The 25,399-nt window shown below is 56.6% G+C and carries 20 protein-coding genes; 8 read left to right on the top strand and 12 right to left on the bottom strand.

Annotated features, from left to right (window positions below; genetic code table 11):
* Positions 1-163: 163 nt before the first annotated feature.
* The 3 genes from AC0JZ1_RS12930 (at position 164) to AC0JZ1_RS12940 (ending at position 3,415) form a co-directional block, all read left to right on the top strand.
* Complete coding sequence (locus tag AC0JZ1_RS12930) at positions 164-601, top strand: DoxX family protein (protein WP_471882759.1); 438 nt, start codon at positions 164-166, stop codon at positions 599-601.
* On the top strand, positions 598-2,196 hold the full coding sequence (locus AC0JZ1_RS12935) for an MFS transporter (protein ID WP_471882760.1): 1,599 nt from the start codon (positions 598-600) through the stop codon (positions 2,194-2,196). The genes AC0JZ1_RS12930 and AC0JZ1_RS12935 overlap by 4 nt, the downstream gene beginning before the upstream one ends.
* Positions 2,197-2,578: 382 nt before the next feature.
* Entirely contained in the window at positions 2,579-3,415 is an 837-nt protein-coding gene (locus tag AC0JZ1_RS12940; RefSeq protein WP_471883442.1) for an alpha/beta fold hydrolase, read from the top strand.
* Positions 3,416-3,460: 45 nt separating this feature from the next.
* Here the strand turns inward: AC0JZ1_RS12940 and AC0JZ1_RS12945 are convergent, their stop codons facing one another.
* Positions 3,461-6,073, bottom strand: a complete 2,613-nt coding sequence (locus AC0JZ1_RS12945; RefSeq protein ID WP_471882761.1) for an ATP-binding protein — start codon at positions 6,071-6,073, stop codon at positions 3,461-3,463.
* Positions 6,074-6,209: 136 nt separating this feature from the next.
* Here AC0JZ1_RS12945 and AC0JZ1_RS12950 point away from each other — a divergent pair, with 136 nt between their 5' ends.
* Together AC0JZ1_RS12950 and AC0JZ1_RS12955 are read left to right on the top strand one after the other, a co-directional pair.
* A complete protein-coding gene (locus tag AC0JZ1_RS12950; RefSeq protein ID WP_471882762.1) occupies positions 6,210-6,746 on the top strand; it encodes a helix-turn-helix domain-containing protein in 537 nt (178 codons plus the stop codon).
* A 158-nt stretch (positions 6,747-6,904) separates the two neighbouring features.
* Positions 6,905-7,741 (top strand): alpha/beta hydrolase fold domain-containing protein, encoded by an 837-nt coding sequence (locus AC0JZ1_RS12955; RefSeq protein WP_471882763.1) that lies wholly within the window; start codon positions 6,905-6,907, stop codon positions 7,739-7,741.
* A 536-nt stretch (positions 7,742-8,277) separates the two neighbouring features.
* Here AC0JZ1_RS12955 and AC0JZ1_RS12960 read toward each other — a convergent pair.
* Genes AC0JZ1_RS12960 through AC0JZ1_RS12975 form a run of 4 tightly spaced genes read right to left on the bottom strand, consistent with a single transcriptional unit; the run spans position 8,278 to position 13,098 of the window.
* Positions 8,278-9,078 carry an inositol monophosphatase family protein gene (locus AC0JZ1_RS12960; RefSeq protein ID WP_471882764.1) on the bottom strand — a complete coding sequence of 267 codons (801 nt, stop codon included), beginning with the start codon at positions 9,076-9,078 and terminating at the stop codon, positions 8,278-8,280.
* 3 nt (positions 9,079-9,081) lie between these two features.
* The gene (locus AC0JZ1_RS12965; RefSeq protein ID WP_471882765.1) at positions 9,082-10,143 is read right to left on the bottom strand and encodes an ABC transporter ATP-binding protein; all 1,062 of its coding nucleotides are present in this window, start codon (positions 10,141-10,143) and stop codon (positions 9,082-9,084) included.
* Positions 10,136-12,142 (bottom strand): ABC transporter permease, encoded by a 2,007-nt coding sequence (locus AC0JZ1_RS12970; protein ID WP_471882766.1) that lies wholly within the window; start codon positions 12,140-12,142, stop codon positions 10,136-10,138. The genes AC0JZ1_RS12965 and AC0JZ1_RS12970 overlap by 8 nt, the downstream gene beginning before the upstream one ends.
* Positions 12,139-13,098: an extracellular solute-binding protein gene (locus AC0JZ1_RS12975; protein WP_471882767.1), complete on the bottom strand. Its 960-nt coding sequence runs from the start codon at positions 13,096-13,098 to the stop codon at positions 12,139-12,141. Before AC0JZ1_RS12975 ends, AC0JZ1_RS12970 begins: the two co-directional genes overlap by 4 nt.
* A 217-nt stretch (positions 13,099-13,315) precedes the next feature.
* On the opposite strand from AC0JZ1_RS12975, the gene AC0JZ1_RS12980 reads away from it, so the two are divergent.
* From AC0JZ1_RS12980 to AC0JZ1_RS12990, 3 genes are read left to right on the top strand one after another with little or no spacing between them, the layout of a single operon-like run.
* A complete protein-coding gene (locus AC0JZ1_RS12980) occupies positions 13,316-14,566 on the top strand; it encodes an ROK family protein (RefSeq protein WP_471882768.1) in 1,251 nt (416 codons plus the stop codon).
* A 31-nt stretch (positions 14,567-14,597) separates the two neighbouring features.
* The gene (locus AC0JZ1_RS12985) at positions 14,598-15,758 is read left to right on the top strand and encodes a Gfo/Idh/MocA family protein (RefSeq protein WP_471882769.1); all 1,161 of its coding nucleotides are present in this window, start codon (positions 14,598-14,600) and stop codon (positions 15,756-15,758) included.
* A gap of 10 nt (positions 15,759-15,768) precedes the next feature.
* Complete coding sequence (locus AC0JZ1_RS12990) at positions 15,769-16,389, top strand: GNAT family N-acetyltransferase (protein ID WP_471882770.1); 621 nt, start codon at positions 15,769-15,771, stop codon at positions 16,387-16,389.
* Positions 16,390-16,904: 515 nt separating this feature from the next.
* Here the strand turns inward: AC0JZ1_RS12990 and AC0JZ1_RS12995 are convergent.
* From AC0JZ1_RS12995 to AC0JZ1_RS13025, 7 genes are all read right to left on the bottom strand, one after another.
* Complete coding sequence (locus AC0JZ1_RS12995) at positions 16,905-18,353, bottom strand: M20 family metallopeptidase (protein ID WP_471882771.1); 1,449 nt, start codon at positions 18,351-18,353, stop codon at positions 16,905-16,907.
* Positions 18,354-18,458: 105 nt separating this feature from the next.
* Complete coding sequence (locus AC0JZ1_RS13000) at positions 18,459-20,000, bottom strand: ABC transporter substrate-binding protein (RefSeq protein ID WP_471882772.1); 1,542 nt, start codon at positions 19,998-20,000, stop codon at positions 18,459-18,461.
* A gap of 39 nt (positions 20,001-20,039) precedes the next feature.
* On the bottom strand, positions 20,040-20,915 hold the full coding sequence (locus AC0JZ1_RS13005) for a serine hydrolase (protein WP_471882773.1): 876 nt from the start codon (positions 20,913-20,915) through the stop codon (positions 20,040-20,042).
* A 2-nt stretch (positions 20,916-20,917) separates the two neighbouring features.
* On the bottom strand, positions 20,918-22,546 hold the full coding sequence (locus tag AC0JZ1_RS13010) for an ABC transporter ATP-binding protein (RefSeq protein ID WP_471882774.1): 1,629 nt from the start codon (positions 22,544-22,546) through the stop codon (positions 20,918-20,920).
* Positions 22,543-23,361, bottom strand: a complete 819-nt coding sequence (locus tag AC0JZ1_RS13015) for an ABC transporter permease (protein ID WP_471882775.1) — start codon at positions 23,359-23,361, stop codon at positions 22,543-22,545. Before AC0JZ1_RS13015 ends, AC0JZ1_RS13010 begins: the two co-directional genes overlap by 4 nt.
* Complete coding sequence (locus AC0JZ1_RS13020) at positions 23,358-24,302, bottom strand: ABC transporter permease (RefSeq protein WP_471882776.1); 945 nt, start codon at positions 24,300-24,302, stop codon at positions 23,358-23,360. The genes AC0JZ1_RS13015 and AC0JZ1_RS13020 overlap by 4 nt, the downstream gene beginning before the upstream one ends.
* 173 nt (positions 24,303-24,475) lie before the next feature.
* The gene (locus AC0JZ1_RS13025; protein WP_471883443.1) at positions 24,476-25,387 is read right to left on the bottom strand and encodes a LysR family transcriptional regulator; all 912 of its coding nucleotides are present in this window, start codon (positions 25,385-25,387) and stop codon (positions 24,476-24,478) included.
* Positions 25,388-25,399 lie beyond the last annotated feature (12 nt).

Raw genomic sequence — 25,399 nt, forward strand, 5'->3', positions numbered from 1 at the left:
CGGAGTGGCAGTTAGTACCTGCCACCGATTATGGGCAAGACTGCCCTGTTATTTCATCCAGCGCAACGAATTCGTAAATATTGCTGCAATTTTTGTCTATCAGCAGCGGCTGCACACTTTCTCCATCAAAACAATATTAGCTCTCAAGATCAGAGGAACTGCCATGTCTTCCCTGTCTCTCTCCGGGCTCCGCAGCGGTGTTTTGCAAAGCGCGTCCGCGCCTGCTTTTAAAACCACTGCATTGCTGGCCCTCTGTGCGGCGTATATCCAAGGTCCACTGTCCAAGATCGCCGACTTTCCGGGCGCCATTGCCGAGATGCAGCATTTTGGCCTTACGCCACCTTCCGCATTTGCGGTGCTGGTTATCGGCTTCGAACTCACAGCCTCCGTCATGGTCATCACAGGCTTTTTCCGCTGGCTGGCCGCATTTGCTCTAGCAGGCTTCACATTGATCGCCACGCTGATTGCCCTGCGGTTCTGGGAAATGGCTCCCGGAATGGACCGTATGATGACAACCAACGCCTTCTTCGAACATCTGGGACTGGCCGGTGCATTCGTGCTCGTTGCCATCTCCGATCTGACCAAAGGCGCCAAGTCATGAGCGCGACCAAATCCCCAAGCGGTACTTTCGCGCCGCTTTACCAACCGGTATTTGCGGTGCTTTGGGCCGCAACCGTGCTGGGCAATACCGGCAGCTTTATGCGTGATGTCGCTAGTTCCTGGCTGATGACCGACCTTTCCGCGTCGCCGGCCGCGGTTGCCATGGTTCAGGCTGCCGGAACGCTGCCGATCTTCCTGCTCGCCATTCCTGCGGGCGTACTTACCGACATCCTCGACCGCCGCAAATTCCTGATCGCCGTGCAGATATTGCTGGCTTCCGTTAGTATAACCCTGATGGTGCTTGCACAGACGGGCATGCTTTCAGTCAGTGCACTTATCGGCCTAACCTTTCTAGGCGGCATCGGCGCGGCGCTGATGGGCCCAACCTGGCAAGCAATCGTGCCGGAACTGGTCAAGCGGGAGGACGTGAAGAGCGCGGTGGCGCTGAACTCGCTTGGCATCAACATTGCCCGTTCCATCGGTCCAGCGGCAGGCGGCCTGCTACTTGCGGCTTTTGGCGCTAGTGTTACCTATGGTGCAGACGTCGCGAGCTACATCGTTGTCATCGCTGCGCTCGTCTGGTGGCCGCGTGCCAAGAATGCCGATGACGCCTTGGCGGAAGGGTTTCTCGGCGCGTTCCGGGCAGGTCTTCGCTACACCCGCGCCAGCCGTCCGCTGCATGTGGTGCTATTGCGCGCTGCCATCTTCTTTGCATTTGCCAGCGCGGTTTGGGCTCTTCTTCCACTTGTTGCCCGGCAACTGCTGGGTGGAGACGCTGGCTTCTATGGCATTTTGCTCGGCTCCGTCGGCGCGGGCGCTATTGCAGGCGCGCTTATCCTGCCGAGACTTCGGAACAACTTCGATGCTGATGCGCTTCTTCTGGGCTCTGCCATTGTGACAGCACTTGTCATGACTGCTCTTTCACTCGCGCCGCCAAAGTGGGTCGCCATTCTCGTTCTCCTCTTTCTCGGTGGAGCGTGGATTATCGCGCTTACGACCCTGAATGGAGCCGCACAGGCAATTTTGCCGAACTGGGTGCGAGGCAGAGGACTCGCCGTCTACCTCACGGTATTCAACGGAGCGATGACGGCAGGAAGCCTGGGCTGGGGCACGATAGGCGAGGCCGCAGGCGTGCCCGGCACGCTGTTGATCGGGGCGGTTGGCTTGATCGTGGCTGGGTTCGTGATGCATCGCGTCAAGCTACCCGCCGGTGATATCGACATGGTCCCTTCAAGCCATTGGCCGGAGCCGCTGGTTGCAGAGCCTGTCGCCCATGATCGAGGCCCCGTACTGATCCTGATCGAGTACAAGGTCGAGAAACATCACCGCACAGCCTTCCTCCATGCCATCGACAAGCTCTCAGAGGAGCGACGCCACGACGGGGCTTATGGGTGGGGTGTGACGGAAGATTCGGCCGATCCGCAAAAGATCGTAGAGTGGTTCATGGTCGAATCTTGGGCCGAACATTTGCGCCAGCACAAGCGCGTCTCAAATGCCGATGCGGATCTGCAGGGCACGGTGCTAAGCTATCATGCAGGCCCGGAAAAACCCGTCGTGCGACACTTTCTGACGATCAAGCGGCCAGGCATGGCGTGAAGTCACGCCCAATTATGCCCGTGTTATTCGCCCCGTGCTTCTAAGCGCGGGGCTTTTCCATTTCATGCGTGCTGAACAGCTTTACGCTCAATCCTTCGGGCGAGGATCATTGCGACAATCACAATCAAATCGCAACATTTAGGACAATTCTCGTAGCGGGGTTTCTGCGGCATGATCTCTTCATCAGACGAAAACGCCTCGCCTGATGAGATTGAAGACAACTCAAAGAGCCGAGACGATGACCTCTGAATTTTTCCCTATGACCCGCCGCAGCGTTCTCACCACGACAGCGGCGATGGCTGCTGCAAGCACGCTTTTTCCAGCATTTTTCTCTGCAGCCACGGCTGCTTCCACCACCACACCAACCGAAGGAAACAAGACAATGGCATATGTAACAACCAAGGACGGCGTTGAAATCTTCTACAAGGACTGGGGTCCGAAGGACGCACAGCCAATCGTTTTCCATCATGGCTGGCCGCTGTCTTCCGACGATTGGGACGCGCAGATGCTGTTCTTCGTCTCCAAGGGTTATCGCGTGGTGGCGCACGACCGTCGCGGTCACGGCCGCTCGGCCCAGGTCTCGGAAGGCCACGATATGGATCATTACGCTTCCGACGCTTTCGCTGTTGTCGAAGCGCTGGACCTGAGGAATGCTGTCCATATCGGCCACTCCACCGGTGGCGGTGAAGTTGCCCGCTACGTGGCAAAGCATGGCGAACCGGCTGGTCGCGTTGCCAAGGCGGTTCTGGTTTCCGCCGTTCCGCCTATCATGGTCAAGACGGATGCCAACCCTGAAGGCCTGCCGATGGAAGTCTTCGACGGCTTCCGCTCAGCACTTGCCGCCAACCGCGCGCAGTTCTTCCGCGATGTTCCGGCAGGCCCTTTCTACGGCTTCAATCGCGATGTTGCGAAGGTGCATGAAGGCGTTATCCAGAACTGGTGGCGTCAGGGCATGATGGGCGGTGCGAAGGCCCATTATGATGGCATCAAGGCTTTCTCGGAAACAGATCAGACGGAAGACTTGAAGAACATCAGCGTTCCGACACTCGTCCTGCACGGCGAAGACGACCAGATCGTTCCAATCGCGGATTCGGCCCACAAATCGGTCAAGCTATTGAAGAGCGGCACGCTCAAGACCTATCCCGGCTTCTCCCACGGCATGCTGACCGTCAATGCCGATGTGCTCAACACCGATCTCTTGGCATTTATCAAGGGCTGATGTCTCTAAACCAACAGGTGAGGCCGCAACCTTCCAGTTGCGGCCTTAGGACTTGCCACCAAGCCGACTGCCCCAGAATGTTGCGCCTTGCGTGTGCGCCAACTCTAGTGCAGCCTCGAGCGCTTTCGAAGCCTCCCTCCCGGACAGCGCAAGAAGTCGCATCATCTCCGGCGCGCACCAGCTTTCCTGCTCTCCAGTCAGCCGATCATGCAGCCAGTCGTCCGGGACAGGGGCACCGAGGGTGGCGAACACTTCCATTTGCATGGCAGTCGCATCGATGGGCAGCATCTGTTTCTTGCCAAGCCCGGCATCAAAGCCGACGGCCCAGATTTCCCAATGCCTCATGCCCTTTCTTGCCGTCGTTTCGGCAAGCATGGCATTCCACTCGGCTGCAAGATCCGGCTTTCCGGCCCAGAGCGCGACGGGAATGCAACCAATGGCGAGACCATAGCAGGTGGTCAGGTCATGGCGAAGGTCTTTCACATGGGCTGCGCAATCCAGCGCTGTCTGCACGGCCACATCATAAGCACCTTGTAGCCAGAGAATACGCATCAGAAGAGAGAGTACCGCAGTCTTTCCATCCACCTGCGCATGGTTGGTGTGATTGGTTCTATCCGGCGTCTGATCCCCCGCAATGACCTGATGGAGCATTTTCAGTGCTTCTGCCTGATGACCCATGAAGTGATGGGAAAGTGCCAGCATGTGATCGGCAGTAAGAATATGGGCGACTTCGCCTGTCTCATAGGCGGGAACTTTGAAATTCTCTGCCAAGCTAAGGCTTCGGGTGTAATCACCTGCCAGAATGGCTTGCGCCCACAGTCCCCATGCTGCGCGCAAAACACCGGGTTCGTCGTCACAGGCTTTCGCGATCTCCATGGCTCGCTGGAAGGCTGCTCTCATCTCTTCGCCCGGACCTTCTATGTGCCACAGTGCATGACCATAGGCTGCCATCACCTCCGCTTCTGCCTGCGTTCCCGCAATATCTGTACCTTCCGTAGCGCGGATCGCACGGCGCAGAAGCGAAAGATATTCGTCCGGCAAGGAGAGATGGAACCAGAGTGCCGCTGAAGCTGAAGCCAGTTCGACGCCCAACCGAGCATCGCCTGCCTTTGAGAAGCACCAGTCCAGCGCAGCACGCAGGTCGTCTACACGCCAGCCATGCTGCGCAAGGCTCTGCCTTGGATCGTTACCGTCCCAGGCTACCCGGTCGGCGGTGAAAAGAGCCAGCGTGTGTGCTGCGTGCGCGTGCCGTACCCGGCTTTCCTCGCCGCTCTCGATCAACCTTTCCTCCGCGTAAAAGCGTGTGGTGTCCAGAAGCCTGTATAGGCTTGATCGGCCATTGCGGTCCATGGTCACCAACGATTTGGACACAAGCCCCGTCAATGTCTCCATAGCTTCTGCTTCAGGCAGGCCGCTGACCGGAATCACCGCATCCAACTGAAAATAGGAGCGGAAAACCGAAAGACTGCGAAAGACGGAGCGCTCACTTTCGGACAGGAAATCATGGCTCCATTCCAGCGTTGCCCTTAGCGTCTTTTGACGGGGCAGAGCTGTCCGGCGCCCCTTGGTCAATAAGGAAAACCGGTCATCCAGACGCGCGGCGATGTCGCTGGCATCGAGTGAGTCCATGCGGGCAGCAGCCATCTCAATCGCCAAGGGAATGCCGTCTAGTTGCTGGCAGATGCGTTTCACGGCACTGACATCCACGTCCAAGAGTTCGAATTCATGATAGCTGGCCTTCGCCCTCTCGCAGAATAATTGGACAGCAGAATATCGGATGGCGTCTTGCGCAGTCTTAACATCCTCCACCGGCGCCTCAAGGGAAGGAAGGCGAAAGACCCATTCCGCTTCGGCCCTCAGCGGTTCGCGGCTTGTCACCAAAAGCACGAGGTCCGGCGCACCTTGCAGGATTGTTTCAGTCAAGGCTGCGACGGCCTCGACCAGATGCTCGCAATTGTCGAATAGCAAAAGCGCCCGCGCGGAGCGTAGGCAATTCAGGATAGCTTGCTCCACTCCCGTAACAGAGGCCGCAAGTCCGAGTTGGGTCGCAAGCGCCGTCGTCACGAGCGCAGGATCGGAAATCGGAGCAAGATCAATAAAGTAAGCAGACGTACGGTGTCGCGCGGCGTAGTCTTGAGCCACTGCAATTGCGACGGTGGTCTTCCCAATGCCTCCGGGTCCGACAATGGTTAGAAAGCGCCGCTCATCGAGAAGCTTCACCAGCCCTGAAGTAATCTCTTCGCGCCCGATGACCCGTCCAAGATTTTTAGGAAGATGAACCTCCGGCTGCGCCTGATCGTCAGAAGAGTACGCCGAAGCCTCAGAGGAGGAAATTTGCCGAATTTTACCGATGAAGCGATAGCCGCGCCCCGCTTCGTTAAGGATGAAGCGGTTCGTATCGGGTTTCTCGCCGAGCGCCTTGCGAAGGGCAGAAAGATGCACCCGGAGCGCGTTCTCATCTACGGTAGTGTCGGGCCAGACCTTCGACATCAACTCGGCACGCGTCACCAACTCGCCTTGCCGCTCCACCAAAGCAACGAGGATATCAAGCGCCCGGGATCCAATGCGTACCGATTGCCCATTCTCGCTTAGCGTGCGTGCACGCAACGAAAGCACAAAATTGTCAAACGCGATCACGTCGTCGGAAAGGAGGTTCATCAGGCAAAAATTCTCTTAAACCGGTGGTCGAGGACGACACATCTTAATACCGTTTAACAGCGCTTAATTACCGCCTTTCGCGTTGGTTTGCTAGTTTGGACCTGCAAACAACCACACCGAAAAGCGAGAAGATCAAATGTCTATTCACGTTTCAGACCTCGGTATGTCGCCCGCCGTTCCCGTTCGCATTGAAGCTAGCTCCGGGTCCGTTTACCCTGATCTCGCAGTCTTGCTCGAACAAGCCGAGCGGTCTGCCCTGGGCAGCAACAAAGCTGCGTTTGAGTATATCAGCCACGCTCGCGCCCTATTATCGGCTCCAGCTTGCACCGCTGGCGGTCTGGCACCATGGCAGATCAAGCGGATCGAACGCTACATTGCAAAAGAACTGGGAACTGGGATCACACTGACTGATCTTGCGGACGAAGTGCGTCTGTCACCAAGCTACTTTTGCAAGGCATTCAAGAAAAGCTTTGGCACATCGCCTCTCGCTCATGTGCAGATTAAACGAATTGAGCGCGCAAAGGATCTGATGCTGACGTCGAACGCGTCTTTGGCTGACATCGCGTTCGACTGCGGCTTGTGTGATCAGGCACATTTTTCCCGCATCTTCCGTAAGACTACTGGGCTTTCGCCCAGTCAGTGGCGTAAATCTTTCACCACAGACAAGGGTTGATTTGAATTATGGCCCTACAGTCCGGATCATCGCCCCTTAATCTTGTAAAAGGCACAGAAAGCTTTCCCCTCGACGCTGATGCTCAGAGGTTCGTGGAGAGTTTCAGCCAGTTACCCAGCGACCTCAAGTCTTTTCGCTCGGACCTAGTGGGGCTGCAAATGCCGGACCTATATGAATCAGACGTTGATACGACTTTCATTCAGCCTGCGTCGGAAAATGCAACACAAAATCCCTTCCGCCTCGTTCGGCCAAGAACGGAAGAGACGCTGCCACTTTTGCTCTATTTTCATGGTGGAGGATGGTCGCCAGGCAAACCACATTCTCATGACCGTTGGCTTAGACAACTCGCCGTAGAGGCGCGCATGGCTGTGGCCAGCTTGGATGACGCTCTTCCAGATGAAGTTGGGACGCAGATCAGGATCGAGCGCGCTGAGGCCGTAATCCGAGAGTTGAAAGATCATGCAGGTGATTTGCGTATTGACCCATCACGAAATGCGTTTGCCGGAGATAGCATGGGCGCTCATTTTGCGGCCTCGGCGTGCCTTCAAATCCAAGGCAAACGCATTTTCAAGCCGACAGCTTTAATACTGATCTGCCCGTTGATCATCGGCGCCCGCGACAGCTTGTCACGAGCCAAGTTTGGTTCGGGGCCTTGGCTCACCATGGACGTTGTGCGCGCGATGCTCGCTCATCCGAGTCTGGCAACCAAAGAGACGTCTTCGGCTGCGAAGCCTTTCACGGAGAAACGACATCTGGATAGAGCTCCCACGACTATCATCATTACGGCAGAATGCGATCCGCTTCGCGACGAAGGTGAAGACGCTGCGCGTGTCTTGATGGAGGCTGGTGTCAGTGTAACTGCGACACGATATCTAGGAGCAGTTCACAATTTTCCCGTACTGGATCAGCTAGCTGATAGCGCGCCTTCCAGCGCAGCATTACAGCAGATCGTTGGCACTCTCCGCGCAACTACAGCGAAGAGGGATATCTCTTAGTGGACATGCTGAATGCACAAGTCACGGCCCATTTTGAACGGAGTGAGCCTCAATGTAACCCGCTTTTGAATGCCGTTTTTGTTGCTGAGGCGGAAATTATATCCGCTCGGCGGATTTTATGGACTGATACCCAAAGCCAGGGCACAAGGGTGGCACCCACGATCGTTCATGGCAGGAAAACAGAGGGAGTTTCAAGGATTGTCCATTAGGCCTTTGAAATCATCTGATAATTAAAGTTCTCCAGGCAGGCCGTTTTAGGTCGGTTTTCCACTAGAAATCAGCGTCCGCTTCTTACAGAAAAAAGCAACACCTTCTCAACAACTTGAAGAATTCTGAGGGCCGTCGATCAAACCTTCTGTGCTCAAGCGGGTCTCGCAAAATTGGCCGGAGACCCGCAGCAATGGCTGCTATCGGCCGAAGGATGCAGGAGCAATACAATCGGATACATCGACTTGCGAGAGCACATGGTTCAAGGTTAGCCGCTCCGCTACCAGAAAGTGGCCTACATGGTTGTGATGCGGTTTCAAGTTACGCGCTCACGGATGCTGAAACTTGCTCTTGAGCCATAGAAGCATCGATGAAGTGCCAGCCAGCAATGAACCGCCATCGATCGGAACGCCACCCGTGAACGACGTAACAAGAGCTCCAGCTTCCTGAGCGATGAGTTTTCCTGCCGCATAATCGTAGTGGCTGAGGCCATCTTCGAAATAGCCGTCTAGTCGTCCCGCACCAATATAAGCGAGATCGAGTGCGGCCGAACCCAGTCTGCGGACGCCCGCTGTTTCGTTGGTGATGGCATCCAGGCTTTGAAAGAAGGTGCTGCGTTCGATTGCCTTCAACTGTCCTTGGATCGGCATGGAAAGGGAGATGATCGCCTCGTCCGGACGTTTGTCACTGAGCCGAGCGAGTCTCTTTCCGTTCAGCCATGCGCCACAGCCTCGAATGGCGGTGAACATTTCGTCACGCAAAGGGTCAAGGACGACACCCAACAATTCGCCATCGTCGTCGCATAATGCAATGCTGACGGAAAAATACGGGATGCCCCAAATGAAATTACTGGTTCCGTCGAGCGGGTCCACCACCCACCGCTGTTTGGATTCGCTCCTATGAGTACCGGTTTCTTCGCCCACAAAACCATAATTGGTGCCTGCTCGTGCGAGAACCGCGGCAATTGCATGCTCTGCGGCAAGGTCAGCCTTGGACGCATAATCTCCCAAAGCTTTTCGTTGAACATCGTTACGCGAAACATCACCAAAATGCGCTTTTAACTCGGCGCCTCCTGCAAGGGCTGCGGACGACGCAAGCTGCATGAGTTCTTCAAGGGGCAAGTCGGCCATTGCTTATGCTTCCACAGGCAGAAAAGTTATGGTCTCGAAGTCCACGCCGACGCGCGATCCCACATTGATTGCGCTTCGGGTCTCCACGGAGATGATCGCACCGTTCTCAAGCCGAAGGCTTTGCATCCAGGCCTTGCCCATGAAGCGCCGATCTTCCACTGTCGCATCGATCAGTGCGTTGCCGCACTCGCGTATCATCACCTGTTCAGGACGCACCACAAGCGTGCCCTTGCCGCTGTGGCCTCTTTCCAAAAGAGACAGCTTCGATCCATCCGCCATCTGGAAACCGGTTGCCTCAAAAGTGCCTTCCAGAAAATTCGCGCTGCCGACGAATTCGGCCACGAAGCGGTTGACGGGTCGCGAGTATATGGTTTCAGGATCTGCAAGCTGTTGCACGATGCCATTCTGCATGACCGCAATCCGGTCCGACATTTCCAGAGCTTCCTCCTGATCATGCGTCACATAGATGGCTGTCAGGCCGAGCCTTTTCTGCAGGCTGCGCAGTTCGTGGCGGAGTGACACTCGAAGACGCGCGTCGAGATTTGACATCGGCTCATCCATAAGCAGGAGCGGCGGATTGATGACAAGCGCACGCGCCAGCGCGATGCGCTGCTGCATGCCGCCACTCATTTCTGCGGGAAAGCGCTTTTCAACGTCGTGAAGTTCGACTTGCGCCAACGCGGCCCGAACTCTTTCTGCGACTTCGTCTTTGGGGACTTTACGCAGCTTCAGCCCGTAGGCGACATTGTCGAAAACCGTCTGGTTCGGCCACAATGCATAGTTCTGGAAAACGAAGCCAATATTCCTGTCCCAGGCGGCAAGCGAAGTCACGTTCTGCCCATTGAACAAAATCCTCCCACCATCAATGGGATGGAAGCCTGCGATGGCCCGCAAAAGCGTCGTCTTGCCGCAACCGGATGGCCCTAGCAGCGTGAAGAATTCACCGGGTTTTATCGTGAGGCTAACGTCTTTCAGAACCGCGTGATTACCAAAGGTCTTGGACACAGCGTCTATGACGACCTCGCAGCCTTGGGTGGGAGCTTTGGACGATAAGGTTTCAACCACCGAATTTTCCTCGAATTTGGCCGTATCGGACGATGAAATAGAGAGGGATGTAGATAATCAGCATCAGGAGAATGGTCTGTGCAGCAGAAACACCGAAATCGGCATCCACCAAGGTGTTCTCGAAGATCACGGCCGTCATCGGTTTCCACGGCGGACGATAGAGAACGATGGTGGACGACAGCTCTGTCACGATGTGGAGGAAGGTGAGCGTTGCCCCGGTCACGGCACCCGCAAGCACCAGAGGCGCGGTTATGGTGACGAACACTCTGAGCGGACGCGCTCCGAGACTGATCGCGGCCTCCTCGAGGGCCGGATGAACGCGTCTAAGGGCCGCTTCTGACGCCTTGACCGTAAAGGGAAGGTTACGAATGAGATAGGCAAGAACAAGGATGAACCATGTGCCCGTCAGTTGGACCGGCGCCTTGTTGAACATCATGATGAGGCCGATGCCCAGCACTGTGCCGGGAATGACATAGGGCATCATGACCGTGAGGCTGAGAACCGGCGCGATGATGCGATAACGCTTGCGTATGATCACATAGGCAATCCCCAGTCCGATGGCTGTGGCGGCCACCGTTCCGGCAATACCAAGCGACAAGGTCACCCAGGCAGGTCCCATCCCGGTGCGCCACATGGTGGTGTAGTTTGCCAGCGTCAGGTTCGCTGTCGGCAGACCGACCCGCCATTCCATAAAGCTGGATATGAGCACCGTGAGGTGAGGCGTGAATGCCATGAGAAGGGCAATGCAGATGGCTCCGAGGACCACAGCATGGGCGAGCGGCGAAAGCGACTTCCGGTTTAAAGCGCGCGACGACACCACGGCGAAACCGCGTCGCGCCAGATAGATTTGCTGCGCCATAAGGAAAAGGCTCGAGATGATGATGAGCACCATCGATCCTGTCGCCGCTAGAGCCGGATTGCGTCCGGCTTCACTGAGGAAGGAGGTGTAGATCAGAACCGGCAGCGCATTGACGTCCAGACCGATGATTCGCGGTGTTCCAAAGTCAGACAAGGCTGCCATCGTCGCAAGATAGAGCCCGGTGATAATCCCGGGGAGCGCGAGCGGAATTTCGACGGTCATGCGCACACGAGGCGGTCTGGCTCCGAGGCTTTCCGCCGCCTCGATATGACCGGCGTCCAAGCTCTGAAACGAGCTATGGCTAAGCAGAAAGATGATCGGGAAAACAAGCCAGGTGATAACCCATATGACGCCATGCAAGCCAACAATCGAGACATCAAGACCTAGATAATTGGTCAGAACGCCATTTCGCCCCAGGAGCAAGCGCCACGCATATGCTCCCAAAAATGGTGGAGAAACGGACGCCATGGTGACAAGAAAGACGATCGCCGTGCTGCCCGCGACCCGGTAGCGCGCGATAAGATAGGCAAGCGAAACCCCGATCAGAGCGGCGATGCCGGTTGAGGTCAAGGCAATCAACAAGCTGTTCAGCGTAGCGGAAAGTGTTTCCGAGCGCGTGAAGAAATCGATGTAGTGAGCGGCAGAGAGCGATAATGCCTTGTTTTCAAAGGTGATGTAGGCGTTTGCGGCATGCGACAGCAAGACGGTGTTGGGGGCCTGCGCCTGCATCTTTAAAGGTGCGGGGGTTGTTGTGGCAAAAAGCCCGCGCGGCGCCTGTTGTGAGAGCGCGAAACGAGCGGTGCCCACATCAAGTTGCAGGAGCCCGGCGCCGTCCCTGCCCAGAGAAATCGGCTCTTGCGATGAGAGGCGCAGCGTTCGGTCGTCCTCGACACTAACCTTCAGATGGTCAGTCGAAGCCAGCGATATGGCCAGCCCGTCGGAGCTTTTCTCCACTCCGTAACGGGCGGTCATTTCCGGCACGGATTGCAAGCCGTCCTTATTATGCAGAAGAGTAAAACGGCCGCCCTCCTCCAGCAGGGAGGCGGCCATGAGGCGAACTTGCGGGACGATTATCGTCAGGCCGCAAAGCACGAGCGCGACGATTGAAAAGATCAGCCAATTGTCGCGCAGCACTTTCATTTTCCGCGAAGCTCCTGGAAGCGAGCCACGACAACCGGGCGCGGATCGACAGCCGACACGATCGTGAGCGTGGACATGTCAGGCAGGGCGGCCGGGGGCGTTACATCCTTGCGTGCTGAACGTCGAACGGTGGCATCGCGAACGATCTCATGCACCTTCTTGCTGCCCAGGAAATCGATGAAGCTCTTGGCATCGTCGAGGTGCTGCGCGCCCTTGGCGATAGCCTGAGCATCGATCTGTCCGGTGACGGCATCGCTTGGATAGACGATATCGATTGGAAGCCCCTGCGCCTTCCACTTGGCACCGAGATCTTCGTTGATCCAGCCGACTGCCGCTTCACCGTCCCGGACTGCGTTGAATGCGTCATCAGAACCGGGCGCAATACGCGCACCCTTGGCCATCTGGCCAACGAAATCCCAGCCGAAATTGCCCGCAAGAGCAGAGAGAATGACATAGCCCGTACCAGATTTCGCTGGGTCTGGAATAATCAGACCGCCATTCTTTGCAAAATCATGTGAAACGAGATCTTTTTGCGTCTTGGGCATGGAGCCGGTTTCGACCCGCTTGGTACTAACGATCAGAGGCTGCAATAGCACCGTGAACGGATGCCAGATGTGATTGGGATCGTTCGTCACCATCTCGGCGTCCGACTTGCTCTCGTATGCTTGGAAGAGCGCCGAATTTTCTTCGAAAGTCTGTGTCGGTCCGCCCCACATCACGTCGGCCGAGGAGTGACCGCCTTCGGCACGCAGGCGCTCGATGAGTTCGCCCGTCCCACCGCGCACGACAGTCACCTTCACGTCCGGATTCGCTTTGGCAAAAGCTTCAAGAATGGGAGCAGACGTTGCCTCCCCATGAGCGGTATAGACGACAAGCTCTCCAGCATTCGCAACACCCAGGATTGAGGCCGAGGCCAAAGCGCCCGCCATGATCCGCCGCAAGGTCCATTTCAGCATGACTGTGTTCCCTTTTTTAAAGTCACTGCACTGAGAAGAAGGCGTGCTATTAATTCCATTGGATGGATTAAAAATCAAGCTGCCTTTTTCGCGGATTTACGGGGTTTTTATTACATCTATATGACAAACTCCAGGACGGCATCGCACTGACCTGACTTGACGACAATGAGAGGCACTGATAAATTCCATTTAATTGAATAAATAGGATTTGGCACCCATGAGCCTGATGGGCAGCAATCACACATATTCGGGCCGCTACAATCGTCGCCTGGTTTTCGACCTTATCCGCGCCGCCGGCGGCATCAGCCGGCGCGACCTTGTTCAGGTGACGGGTCTGAAGGCGCAGACAATGTCCAATATATGCAAGGATTTGATCGACCGGTCTTTAGTGGTGGAATCCATTCAGCAGGAAGGCGCGCGCGGCGCCCCGCAAAAAAGGTTGCAAGTGCGTGCGGACGCAGGGTGTTGCCTCGGCATCCATGTGGATCGCGACGGGCTTCTGGGCATCGTCTGCGACCTGGCGGGGCAAGAACTGGGACGCGAAACGGCATCGGCATCGCTCGAAGATCCGTCCGATACGATACGCGCCATAGCCGATATCACGCAGCGTCTGCGCTCTGTTGCCGCCGACCGCCCTGCCTGGGGTATCGGTATCGCCATGCCAACGCTGCAGGAAGCAGAGTTCGAGCATCCCGTCGGCCCGCCGGGCTGGGATGCCTGGAGCCGCATCCCCGTGGCGGAGGCTATCGAAGATTCTTGCGGCCTTCCAACAATCATCGAGAATGACGCCACAGCCGCCGCAGTTGCCGAACTCAGGGCGGGCAGAGCCTCAGGACTGACCCACTACGTTCATATTTTCGTCGGGCACGGGCTCGGCGCCGGTATCATAAACGACAGCATGCCGCTTCAGGGATTTTGGAACAATGCTGGAGAGATCGGCCTCCTGACATGGCCTGCCGAATTCACCAATCCGGACGCTGATGGACAGACTCCGTTCTCTATCGATGAACTGGCAGCGATGCTCTCTTGCGAAAGCAAGGAGATTGCGAGGCCTGGCGTGTTGGAGCAACTCTATGCTCAACGCAACAGTGTTTTGATGCGGTGGCTCGATCTCAATTCAAGGCGCCTCCGATTGCTGGTTTCGCTGCTTGAGAACATCATGGACCCGCAGACGATCATCGTCGGAGGGCATTTTCCGCCAGCGCTCAACAACTCCCTGATTGACCGGGCCTATCCCCTTTTGCCATCCGTCAGCGCCCGAAGCCAACGGGATATTCCCCGGCTGTGTGCTGGCGCACTCGGCCCGGGAGCCGCCGCGATCGGTGCGGCCATGCTGCCCGTGATTGCCCATGGTAGCCCGGACTTCAGGCGTCTCTCATCCATGCGCGGGCGCAGCCAGACCATGGATTTCGAAAGACGCTTCGATCGCGTCGCCGGGGCGCCCACGGATGATGACGCATCCTCCTGATTTACCCCATTCTCGCCAACAGGACTAGAAAATGAAAATTGCAGTCGCCGGGCTTGGCTTTCGGCTTGCCAATGTCATCGCCTCCTTCGCCAAGGCCTGCCCAGACCTTGAAATCGTCGGCCTTATGGACCCCGAGCCTGCAGGACTGCCAGCCATTCTTTCTTCTGGCATGCCGGAACCGAAACGCTTCGATTCAGTGGAACTGATGCTGACGCAGACGCGGCCTGATCTGCTTATGGTCGGTTCGCCCAATGTTTTTCACCTGGACCATATCACCGCGGGGCTGCGCAAAGGCGTGCGCGTGTTCACCGAGAAGCCGGTCGTGATCGATGAAGATCAGTCAATGAAAATGGCGCGCCTGCTTGCCGAATACGGCAAGGAGAGCGTTATGGTAGGGCTTGTTCTGCGGTATTCCGACCTCTATCGGGACTTGCGCGCGGCGCAGGCTCAAGGCCACATCGGCACCATCACGTCGATCGAGGCATCCGAGCATATCGCGCCTTACCACGGCGCGTTCTTCATGCGGGATTGGCGGCGGCACACGCGCTATGCTGGTCCTTTCATCCTGGAAAAATGCTGTCACGACATCGATCTTTACGGCTGCGTCGTGGGGCAGCGCGCCATGGCCGTCGCCAGCTTCGGGGGCCGTAAGTCATTCGTTGCGGAAAACCGGCCCGATCAGCTTTCCGCGTTTCAACAGCGGGAATTCTACAAGAAACCAAGCGGCTGGCTGAAGAGCGATGCCGTCTTCGAGAGCGACGGCGATATTATCGACTATCAGACCGCGATCGTCGAATATCAGGGCGGAGCGACGATGGCGTTTCATACCAACCTCAACGTTCCGGATCAGTTTCGCCGCTTCTGCGTCATCGGCAACAAGGGAATGGCAGAGGGCGATTTCATCCGTAATCGCTTCGAGGTCCACTCCGCCATTACGGGCGAAAAGCTTGTCGAGCGGCGTTACGAGGGACACGAAAGTGATCACTATGGTGCAGATGATCAGATGGCTTTGGATATTTACAAGCATCTGACCCAGGCGGCACCACTACCCGTCAATATCGTTGCGGCTTTGGAAGCGGGACTCGTAGCAATCAAAATCGAAGAGGCACGTCGTGCCCGGCGCACTGTCGAGCTCGCTGAGACCTGGCAGCGTTTCGATGACGCGCTTTGCAGCCCTGTAGCTGCAGCCTGAGGCCAAGTTCATGAACATTCCCTCCCCATCATCACCCGTTGTCATCCGCAACGCCCAGCCTTCCGATGAGGCTGCGATCCTGGATATCTGCCTGCGCACATCAGACAGCGGACGAGACGGATCACGACACTACACTGACGCGAGACTTCCGGGTTTTGTCTGGGCCTTGCCCTACGTTCGCTTCTGCCCAAAAAATGCCTTTGTCCTGACCCAGCGCGGCGTCGTGATGGGTTACTGTGTCGCAGCACCCGACACGACCGCCTATGAAGATTGGCTTGAGGCCTCATGGTGGCCCTTCCTGAAAGAAGAGCTTCGCGATTTCTCAGCGCGGACTGCAGAGGATGAGAATGTTCTTTCTCATATCCAAAGCCCGTCAAGAACACCAGCTCAGGTGACGAACCCCTACCCGGCACATCTGCACATCAATATTCTACCTGAGCTGCAGAATGGAGGTCATGGGTCGTCACTGGTGAGACATCAATTGAATGCGTTGATGCTGTCCGGAGTAGAAGGGGTCCATCTCGGGGTGAACCAGCACAACGAAAGGGTCGTAGCATTTTACGCGAAGTTTGGCTTTGTCGAAATCGACCGGACGCCTTCGATCCTGATGGCAAAGCGGCTTGTTGAATGAAAGGGGCGTTCGCAAAGCAGTGAACCGAACTCACAACTAGCGTGAATAACAAAACCTTTCATCTGCACGCAGTCGCGGAAATAATTGCCACCAACCCGTCCTGTTGACTGAGGCCCAAAGCCAGGGCACAAAGGTGGCATTCAAGGTCGCTCGGGGCGGGAAAATATAGGGAATTTCAAAATTTATCCACTAAGTCACTGAAATCAAGTGAGAATCCGCCCCCCTTAGCCAATTCTCCCTAAATGTCCTTCATTCCTTGATTTCGCAGTCGGGCCGGATAGTGTTTTGGCATCATTGGCGACCTGATGCCCGGGCAAAATTCGGGCACGGGCATTGTAAGTGGCAATCGAGGTCAGAGAACTCATGGCATTTCGCCGCGACGCCGAGGATCGATCTGCATGCATGTAGCTGACGGAGGCTGCCAGGTTGACGTTAACCTGGAAGACCATCCCTGCATTGCAATCCTATGATCAGCAAAACGGATATTGCTTTTTGCAAAGTGCCAACTTTACTTTCTATACGGCTATCGTAGCCGGCTGAATATGCTCCGGGATTGGACACACGTAAGGCTCGCCGCTCATCGCCACCTGCCACTCGTCCTTTGCTTTAGCCAGCAACTCAGGTGAGGTGGCCAAATCCAGCCCTGTTGAAGCCAAAGCTTTCGCGGCGTGCACCATTGCTTTATGAGCGGCAGCGCTTTTTCCCTGCGCGACCACCTGCCATGTATGCGGATTGGTTCCGATTGCCCAGGCCGGAGCCCAGCATTGCGCAGTCGGGGTAACACGGCTCACGTCTCCGACGTCAGTAGACCCTGCGCGAAAGTGGGATTGGCCTTCGAAGGCGCGCAGGCCCGTGTGCAACGGCGTGGAGCCATCGATCTTCTCGTTGGAGAAGGCATCGCCTTTGATTTGGTAGAGTTTGATGCTGCTTCTGATCGCTTCTTGGGTGAATGTCGCCTGGATCTTTCGAGCAAAATCAATATCTGCCTCGTCGAATGGCACCGGCCCGATGGCCACCAGATTTTCGTGGATGGCATTTTCGAGCGTGAGGTTTGGCAGAAGATTTGTGGCGGCGGTGTCGAATATGATCTCGACCTCCGTTCCTGTCATCATCGCCGCCCCGCGCGCCACCTGATCGACGCGTTCGGCCAGTGCCAAGGCCTGTGACATCTCGGGCGCACGAACCAGATACAGCACTTCTGCTTTCGCCTGGACGACATTGGCAGCGCGCCCACCCGCGTCGGTGATAGCGTAATGAACGCGGCAATCCTGTGGCATGTGTTCGCGGAGGAAATTCACGCCGACATTCATCAGTTCAACCGCATCAAGAGCAGAGCGTCCGAGATGAGCAGCGTTAGAGGCGTGAGCGGCAACTCCCTTGAAACGGTAGTAATATTCGAGCACTGCCAGATTGTTCGTTGATCTGACACCATTGAAAGGTGCCGGATGCCAGGTGAGAGCAGCGTCCACATCGTCGAATGCACCTGCCCGTACCATGAAGGTCTTGCCCGAGCCCCCTTCTTCTCCGGGGCAACCATAATATCTGATAGTGCCCGGCAGGCCGTTCGCCTCAAGATGTTTCGCCAACGCAATTGCTGCCAAAAGCGAACCAGCCCCCAACAGGTTATGGCCACAGCCGTGGCCACTGGCACCGGGTTCGCCCTGAAGAGGCTCATCAATGCCCGCAAGCTGGCTCATGCCTGCAAGCGCATCGTATTCGCCCAGAAACGCGATGACGGGATTGCCGCCACCATACTGGCCGATGAATGCGGTTTCCATTCCTGCGATGCCTTGCTCGACCGCAAATCCATGCTGCTTCAGCATCTGAACGAGCAGTTCAGCCGATTTGAATTCGTCGAATTTGAGTTCCGCAAGATCCCAGATCCGGTCGCTCAGGATGGTAAAATCCGGCGCGAGACGGTCGATCGATTGAGTCAGGGATTTCAGGGCAGTTTGATCTGGCATGCTGTTCCTCAAGGCAAAGCGAAACCATGTCCGCGCATCGACAATGGCGGAGGCTTCTGTCAGGTAGATAGGCAACGCACGAATGCGATGCCTTTGCATGATGGGTTATTGAGCGACGGAGACTTCCCAGAGCCGCGCATTCGATTGCCAGACAGGCTGGCCTTGAAGGGACTTGGTTGCCCCCCAGACATCGATCATGTCGTAAAGAAAGATGCCCGGCATTTCCTCCAGCATGAGGTCATGAAACTGGTCGAAAATCGCCTGCCGCTTTTTCTGATCGATTTCTGCGTAAGCCGCCTTCATCAGCTCGATTGCCTTAGGATTGTCCCACATCAGCGAGGCATTCTTGTCCTTGTCACCGACGTAAAAGCTATACATCAGCGCCGGGTCGAGCCGCGGTGCAACGGATTGCGAGATGATCTGGTAATTGCCGGAACGACGGCGATCCACCTGTGTCGCGTAGTCCAGCACTTCGATCTGCACATTGAGTCCGATCTGCTGCAACATGGCTTGCGCGATAACGGCAGCGGGGAAGCTTGGAACATTGCCGCGCTTGTTGGCGATGATGTTGATCTGCTCGCCTTTGTAGCCGGAGGCCGCGAGCTCTTTCTTGGCCGCAGCCAGATCGTAAGGAAGGCGCTTCTTCTGGGTTTCACTGAAATAGATCGAGTCCGAAGCCACCATGGAGCCGTTGGCCTTGCCGGTGGCATTTGAAGCAGCAGCAACAAGCTCATCCATATCGAGCGCCATTGCCATGGCACGGCGCACACCGGGCTTGCTCATCACAGGGTCGCGGGTCTGGATATAGAACAGGTTCTTGCCGTTGTTTTGCGAGATGATGACCTTGGCCTTTTCGCTCTTCTCGAACTCCGGAATGAGGTCGGGAGAGATTTCTGCCGTGTCGAGCACGCCGGATTGCAGACCAGCCTTCACAGTGGATGCATCGGGGATGACCATAAACTTGATGCCGTCCACCAGCGGACGTTTTGAACCGACCATGCCATCCGGCTTGCCGTCATTGGCTGGCGATTGATATCCATCGAATTTGGACAGTTGAATGTATTCGCCCTTCTTCCACTCATTCCATTTGAATGGACCGGTGCCGACCGGCTTATCGAACGAGCCATCGGCCTTGAGCGAATCCTTCGAGATCATTCCGGTATAGCCACATTCAGGCCGCGCCATCAGACCGAGGAAAACCGCCGAAGGTTTCTCCAGCGACATGGTGACAGTCTGGGCATCGACGGCCTTGATCCCTGTCACTTTCACCGTTCCGCCGTCGAAGTCCTTGATGCAGGTCCATTTCGTGGCCGGATCCATGTAGCGGTTCCAATTCCAAACCACATCATCAGCCGTCAGCGGCTTGCCATTGTGGAACTGGACGTTCTGCCGAAGCTTGAAGGTGTAGGTCAGCCCATCGGCTGATGTCTCCACGCTTTGCGCCAAAAGAGGCTTCACCTCGCCGTTGTTGGCATAGCCCACAAGCCCTTCGACGATGTGCAGAATGACGCCGTCCGTGTTCCCATCACGGTTGACGCCGGGAATGTTGCTGCGCAAATCCGAGCTTTGCGCAATCACGATATCACGCGCCTCGGCCACGCCCGAAAGCGCGATCAGCATGGTTCCGGCAAGAGTTAAGCTTTTCATGTTCTACCCTCTGTTCTTGTTTGTTGTGATGCTGTTGGGTCAGGCTCGAAAATCATCCCAGCAGACACGCGAAAGACGCCCGATGGTTTCGAGAGATACGGTATAACCCGGCGTTCCATCCGGCATTTCCTGCGGAACCTGATCCGTAAAAGCGGTGATGATGTAGAGCGGCTGGCCGTCATCGTAGACGATGCCCGCATTCATGCGGCCGCGCTTTCCCGTGCCACCCTTGTGTGCGACCACAGTGCCGAAGGGCAGACGCGAGGGGATGGCATAGCGCAGGATCTGATTTTTCAGCGTCTGCAAGGCATAGCTGCTGAGTTCTTGTGAAACGCCGAGATGCTCTGAAGCCTCCTTGGATCCCTGCGCACTGAGGATAGACTGAAGCAGGAACATCTGGTCGCGTGCGGTCGTCGTGGTGACGGATTTCAGCGAATGATCGGGCGAAAGAGCCAGTGGCGGGATCAGGAAACGGTGGTGCGTGCCGACCATCCCGATGGATTGGCAGTAGCTGTTTACTTCTTCCAGCGTCAGCCGCTCGAACACCATCTTGGTGCAGACATTGTCGGACAACACCATCATGCCAGTGATGGCATCGCGCAGCGAGATCACAAGTCCCGGCGTCAGATAGCGGAACATTCCGCTTGCGACCTCTTCGGCAAAACGCGCCTCGTAGACAATCTGCTCTTCGAGATCGAGCCGGCCCTCATGCACGGCTTTGAGCGCCGCCATCATGATGGAGGTCTTGCGTGTGCTGGCCGACGGTGTTTCCTCGCCAGCGCCGCGTTCAAAGATCTCGCCGCTGCGCAAATTTTTGATGGAAAACCGCGTGATGAAGGGCTGCGCGTCACAAATCGCATTCAGCCTTTCAGCGATCGATCCGAAGTTTTCAGATGTGATGGGTGCTGTATTCATTGTCACGCCTCCAGGCGCCATTTGAGTTTCACGCCGCCGGTTTCGTTGAGATCGAGCGCGGGAATTGCCGAGAGAAGACGCCGCGTATAGGCCTCCCTCGGCGTGTCGAAGATCGTGTTGCGATCACCTTGCTCGATGATCCTGCCGTCCTGCATGACGATGACCCGGTCAGCCACCTGTTCGACCACGCCGAGATCGTGACTGATAAACAGGCAGGAGAAGCCGTATCGTTTCTGCAGATCTGAAAAGAGCGCGAGCACCTGCGCACGGACAGTGACGTCGAGCGCTGAAACAGGCTCATCGGCAATCAGGAACCGGGGCCGGCGCGCAATGGCTCTGGCAATTGCCACTCTCTGACGTTGACCACCGGAGAGCTCATGCGGGTAACGAAGAGCGAAATCTGCGCTGAGGCCAACCTCCTCCAGCGTTTCATAGGCGCGCTTCATCTTGGCTGCCCGATCAATTCCGGAAACGAGACGTAGCGCCTCTTCAACCAGAGCAAGGATCGTCATGCGAGGATCGAGCGAGGAATAGGGATCCTGGAAAACCATCTGACAGTTGAGACGATAGTCGCGCCAATCATGATCACGCGTGCGGCCCTGGAAGAGAACCTCCCCTTCGGTTTCCTTGACCAGTCCCGCAATCGTGCGTCCCAAAGTCGTCTTGCCGGAGCCGGAGCCACCAACAAGCGCCACGACTTCGCCTTCATGAATGTCAATCGAGACACCATGCAATGCGCGCTTCGGCTCGCCCCTTTTGAGAAGCGATTTGCGTCCCGGATAATCGACAACAATGTTGCGGGCCGAGACCATCGGCGCGGACGTCGTATCGATGGATCGAACCTCGCCACGGACCGGCAAGGATGAAAGGAGCTTGCGCGTATAGGGATGCTGCGGGCGCTCCAGAATCTGTTCCGTCGTGCCGGCTTCTACGATTGAGCCCTTTTCCATGACGACGATCCTGTCGGTGTAGCGTGCCACCATCGGCAGGTCATGACTGATGAGAAGGACGGCGGTCCCTTCTGCCTTGGTCAGTTCCACCATCAGTTCCATGACATCACGCTGGATCACGGCATCAAGCGCTGTCGTCGGTTCGTCGGCAATCAACAAGGCTGGCTTCAAAAGCATGACGGATGCCAGCATGATGCGCTGGCGCATGCCGCCGGAAAACTCGTGCGGATATGACGTGAGCGCCCTTTCAGGATCCCGAATGCCGACGCGTTGCAGCATGGACAGGATTTTTTCGCGGCGGGTGGAGGCTTGATCCTGCGTATGCAGCGAAAGCCCCTCCTCCAGTTGCCGTCCGATGGTCATCGAGGGGTTGAGCGAGGTCATGGGCTCTTGAAAGACCAACCCGATTTCCGCTCCACGCAGCGTGCGCAGGTTCTTTTCGCTGATGTTGCCGATATCGCGGCCCTTGAAGGTGACCGTGCCGGCCACCTTGCGTATGACAGGCGGCAGCAGGGAAACGAGCGCACGAGTCGCCAGCGATTTGCCAGATCCGCTTTCGCCGACAATGCCGAAGATTTCACCGGGCGCTACATCGAAACTGACATCGTTTACGACACAGACATCACGGCGCGCGATCTGCAGAGAAAGGTTGCGGACGCTGAGAAGTTCTCCTTCAGTCATTTCAAACCTCTCATGCGGGGATCGAGTTTGTCGCGTAGCGCATCACCGAGAAGGTTGATGCCAAGCAATGTGAGCGCGATGCAGAGGCCAGGGAAAAGCCCGAGCCAGACGGCCTGCTCGATGAAGGGACGGCCTGCCGCCAGCATGTTGCCCCAGGTCGGAGCCGGCGGTGGCACGCCGAGGCCGAGAAAGCTCAAGGCGCTTTCCGAAAGAATGGCCCAGCCGAACATTGAGGTGGCAAGCACGGTGATCGGCGCAAGGCAGTTGGGCAGGATGTGCCGGAACATCGTGAAGATCTCGCCGTTGCCCATCACCCGCGAGGCTTCGACGAATTCCCGCTCCCGCAGCGACAATACGGCCCCCCGCACAACGCGTGCCATGGACGGGGTGTAAGCGATACCGAGTGCGAAGATGATTCCGTATTGATTTGCGCCGAACACTGCAAGAAGACCAAGCGCCAGCAGGATGCCGGGGAAAGCCAGCAGTGCATTGTTGACCGCCATGATCAGGCCATCGATCCAGCCGCGGGCATAGCCGCTCACCAAACCGATCAGAGTGCCTGCGATCACCGCGAAGCCCACCGTGAGGCAGCCGATCCAGACACTTGCCCGCGCGCCGACCATCAGGCGGCTCAGGACATCGCGGCCGAACTCATCAGTGCCGAGCAGATGAAGTGGACCGGGAGCCGCAAGCCGCGCGGTGAAGCTGAGCTTCATGGGGTCGAAGGGCGTCCAGAGCAGGCTCAAGGCAGCGACTATCAGAAGGAAGGCGATGAGAATGCCGCCGATCAGGCCATTGAGGGAAACGTGTTTCATTCGGCCACCACGCGCGGATCGAACAGAGGATAGAGGAGATCGACAATCAGGTTGACGACCACGTAGGACATGGCGACGAAGAGAAGGCAGCCTTGAATAACGGGGTAGTCCCGCTGGAAAATGCTGTCGACCATCAGGCGTCCGAGGCCCGGAATGGTGAAGACAGTTTCGATGACGGCGATACCACCCAGCAGATTTCCAAGGATCAGGCCAATCATGGTCCAGGTCGGACCGAAGGCATTCTTGAAAGCGTGCTTCCAGAGAACCGCCTGCTCGGACAAGCCCTTGGCGCGAGCATGGGTTATGTAATCGAGCCTGAGAACCTCCAGCGTGGAAGCACGCGCCATGCGGATCAGAACACCAGCCTCGTGGATGACGAGTGTCATGATCGGCAGGACCAGGTAGAGCAGGCCAGATGTAAAATTGTCCGAGATGGACACATAGCCCAGCACCGGCAGCCAGCCGAGTTTCAGGCCGAAGAAGAGGAGCAGAAGCAATCCGAGCCAGAATGTAGGGATCGACAGCAGAACAGTCGCCGTGCCAATCAGGAAGAGGTCGGATGCGCTGTTTTGACGCCAGGCTGCGATGACACCCGCAGGCACTGCGATGAGACTGGCAAGAATGACTGCAACCACCACGATCTCGGCCGAAACCATGAATCTTGACGCAACAAGCGGCAGCACGGGTTCCTTGTTGACGATGGAGTGGCCGAAATCCCCGCTCAGTACGTTGCCTGACCAAACGAGAAACTGCTGTGGCAGCGATGTATTGAGCCCAAGCTCTCTGCGCATCTCGGCAATCTGATCCGGCGTGGCCATATCTCCCAGCATCAACGCGGCCGGATCACCGGGAATGAATCGAATGAGCGCGAAGACTGTGATGGCAACGATCACCAAGGTTGGGATCGCCATCAACAGTCGATGGAATATGAATCTTATCATCGGTTCCCCTGAACGCGAATGTCGGCACCGGATCTGCAAAGTCACCGGCTGTTATGGGGTAGACTATGACGGATCAAAAAAATGAGCGCAATCTTATGCATTTTTGTCATACAGTAATGCATAATCCTGCGAGCCCCGGGCGGCTCAGGATTCCATCAGGATCCGTTCCGACCTCAAGCGATTGCCCGCTTCTGGGAGATTACGATCTGCCGCTTGAGAGCCTCCATCAAGGCCTTGGTCGCCAGAGAGGCCGATGTTCCCGACGGCGTCGCCAAGGCAAATTCCTGTGTGGTGACGGGAACAAAGGGACGCTGAACAATGGGGAGGTGCTGGTAGAGATTGGCAAAGAAGCTGCTTAAAATGGCAACGCCTAAGCCATGGGCCACATAGGAGCAGGCGGAGCTATTGGTGTGGGTTTCGATCTTCACGTTCTGCTTCACGGCTTCGCGTGAAAATGTCTGGTCGAGCAACATGCGCGTGGGCCTCTGGCGACCAATGAGGATCAGCGGCACCCCACGCAAATCCTTGGCGTGAATTTTTGTCAACGATGCCAGCTCATGCCCTTCGGGCAAAACGCATACGCTCGTTCCCGTTGCCACGATTTCCATGTCTATACCCGGGAGGGCCTGATGTTCGTTGCGCAAAAAGCCAAAGTCGATGACTTTCTGCTCGACCAGGCGTGCAATGTTGGACGTCGTTTCGAAAAAGGTTTCGATTCGCACTGAAGGGTAATCACGCACGAAATCAGTCATCATGGCAGGTGCAAAATTCTCCCACATACTGCTGGGAAGCCCAACCCGGACCAGCTCCGGACCTTTTGCGCCGCTTCGAAGATCTTCTGCCAGCCCTGAAAAGCGGTTCAATCCAAGCAGGATCGTCTCGGCATCACGAGCCAGAATGCTGGCCTCAGGTGTCGGGATAAGCCTGCCCTTGTCCCGGTCAAAAAGTCTCAGTTGAAGATCCGTCTCCAACTGCTGGAGCAGGCGGCTCACTCCGGACTGACTGAGGCCCATGCTTTTCGCAGTGGCAATGGTTGAACCGGTCGCGAGCAGCGTTTTCAGAACTTCCAGCTGTCTGAAATTGATCATCCCGTCGCC

This window comes from Affinirhizobium capsici (assembly GCF_977018625.1).

Bases quoted from the DNA above. Each gene is read 5' to 3' on its own strand.
- AC0JZ1_RS12930 (WP_471882759.1), top strand. From the start codon at position 164: ATGTCTTCCCTGTCTCTCTCCGGGCTCCGCAGCGGTGTTTTGCAAAGC.
- AC0JZ1_RS12935 (WP_471882760.1), top strand. From the start codon at position 598: ATGAGCGCGACCAAATCCCCAAGCGGTACTTTCGCGCCGCTTTACCAA.
- AC0JZ1_RS12940 (WP_471883442.1), top strand. From the start codon at position 2,579: ATGGCATATGTAACAACCAAGGACGGCGTTGAAATCTTCTACAAGGAC.
- AC0JZ1_RS12945 (WP_471882761.1), bottom strand. From the start codon at position 6,073: ATGAACCTCCTTTCCGACGACGTGATCGCGTTTGACAATTTTGTGCTT.
- AC0JZ1_RS12950 (WP_471882762.1), top strand. From the start codon at position 6,210: ATGTCTATTCACGTTTCAGACCTCGGTATGTCGCCCGCCGTTCCCGTT.
- AC0JZ1_RS12955 (WP_471882763.1), top strand. From the start codon at position 6,905: ATGCCGGACCTATATGAATCAGACGTTGATACGACTTTCATTCAGCCT.
- AC0JZ1_RS12960 (WP_471882764.1), bottom strand. From the start codon at position 9,078: ATGGCCGACTTGCCCCTTGAAGAACTCATGCAGCTTGCGTCGTCCGCA.
- AC0JZ1_RS12970 (WP_471882766.1), bottom strand. From the start codon at position 12,142: ATGAAAGTGCTGCGCGACAATTGGCTGATCTTTTCAATCGTCGCGCTC.
- AC0JZ1_RS12975 (WP_471882767.1), bottom strand. From the start codon at position 13,098: ATGCTGAAATGGACCTTGCGGCGGATCATGGCGGGCGCTTTGGCCTCG.
- AC0JZ1_RS12980 (WP_471882768.1), top strand. From the start codon at position 13,316: ATGAGCCTGATGGGCAGCAATCACACATATTCGGGCCGCTACAATCGT.
- AC0JZ1_RS12985 (WP_471882769.1), top strand. From the start codon at position 14,598: ATGAAAATTGCAGTCGCCGGGCTTGGCTTTCGGCTTGCCAATGTCATC.
- AC0JZ1_RS12990 (WP_471882770.1), top strand. From the start codon at position 15,769: ATGAACATTCCCTCCCCATCATCACCCGTTGTCATCCGCAACGCCCAG.
- AC0JZ1_RS12995 (WP_471882771.1), bottom strand. From the start codon at position 18,353: ATGCCAGATCAAACTGCCCTGAAATCCCTGACTCAATCGATCGACCGT.
- AC0JZ1_RS13000 (WP_471882772.1), bottom strand. From the start codon at position 20,000: ATGAAAAGCTTAACTCTTGCCGGAACCATGCTGATCGCGCTTTCGGGC.
- AC0JZ1_RS13005 (WP_471882773.1), bottom strand. From the start codon at position 20,915: ATGAATACAGCACCCATCACATCTGAAAACTTCGGATCGATCGCTGAA.
- AC0JZ1_RS13010 (WP_471882774.1), bottom strand. From the start codon at position 22,546: ATGACTGAAGGAGAACTTCTCAGCGTCCGCAACCTTTCTCTGCAGATC.
- AC0JZ1_RS13015 (WP_471882775.1), bottom strand. From the start codon at position 23,361: ATGAAACACGTTTCCCTCAATGGCCTGATCGGCGGCATTCTCATCGCC.
- AC0JZ1_RS13020 (WP_471882776.1), bottom strand. From the start codon at position 24,302: ATGATAAGATTCATATTCCATCGACTGTTGATGGCGATCCCAACCTTG.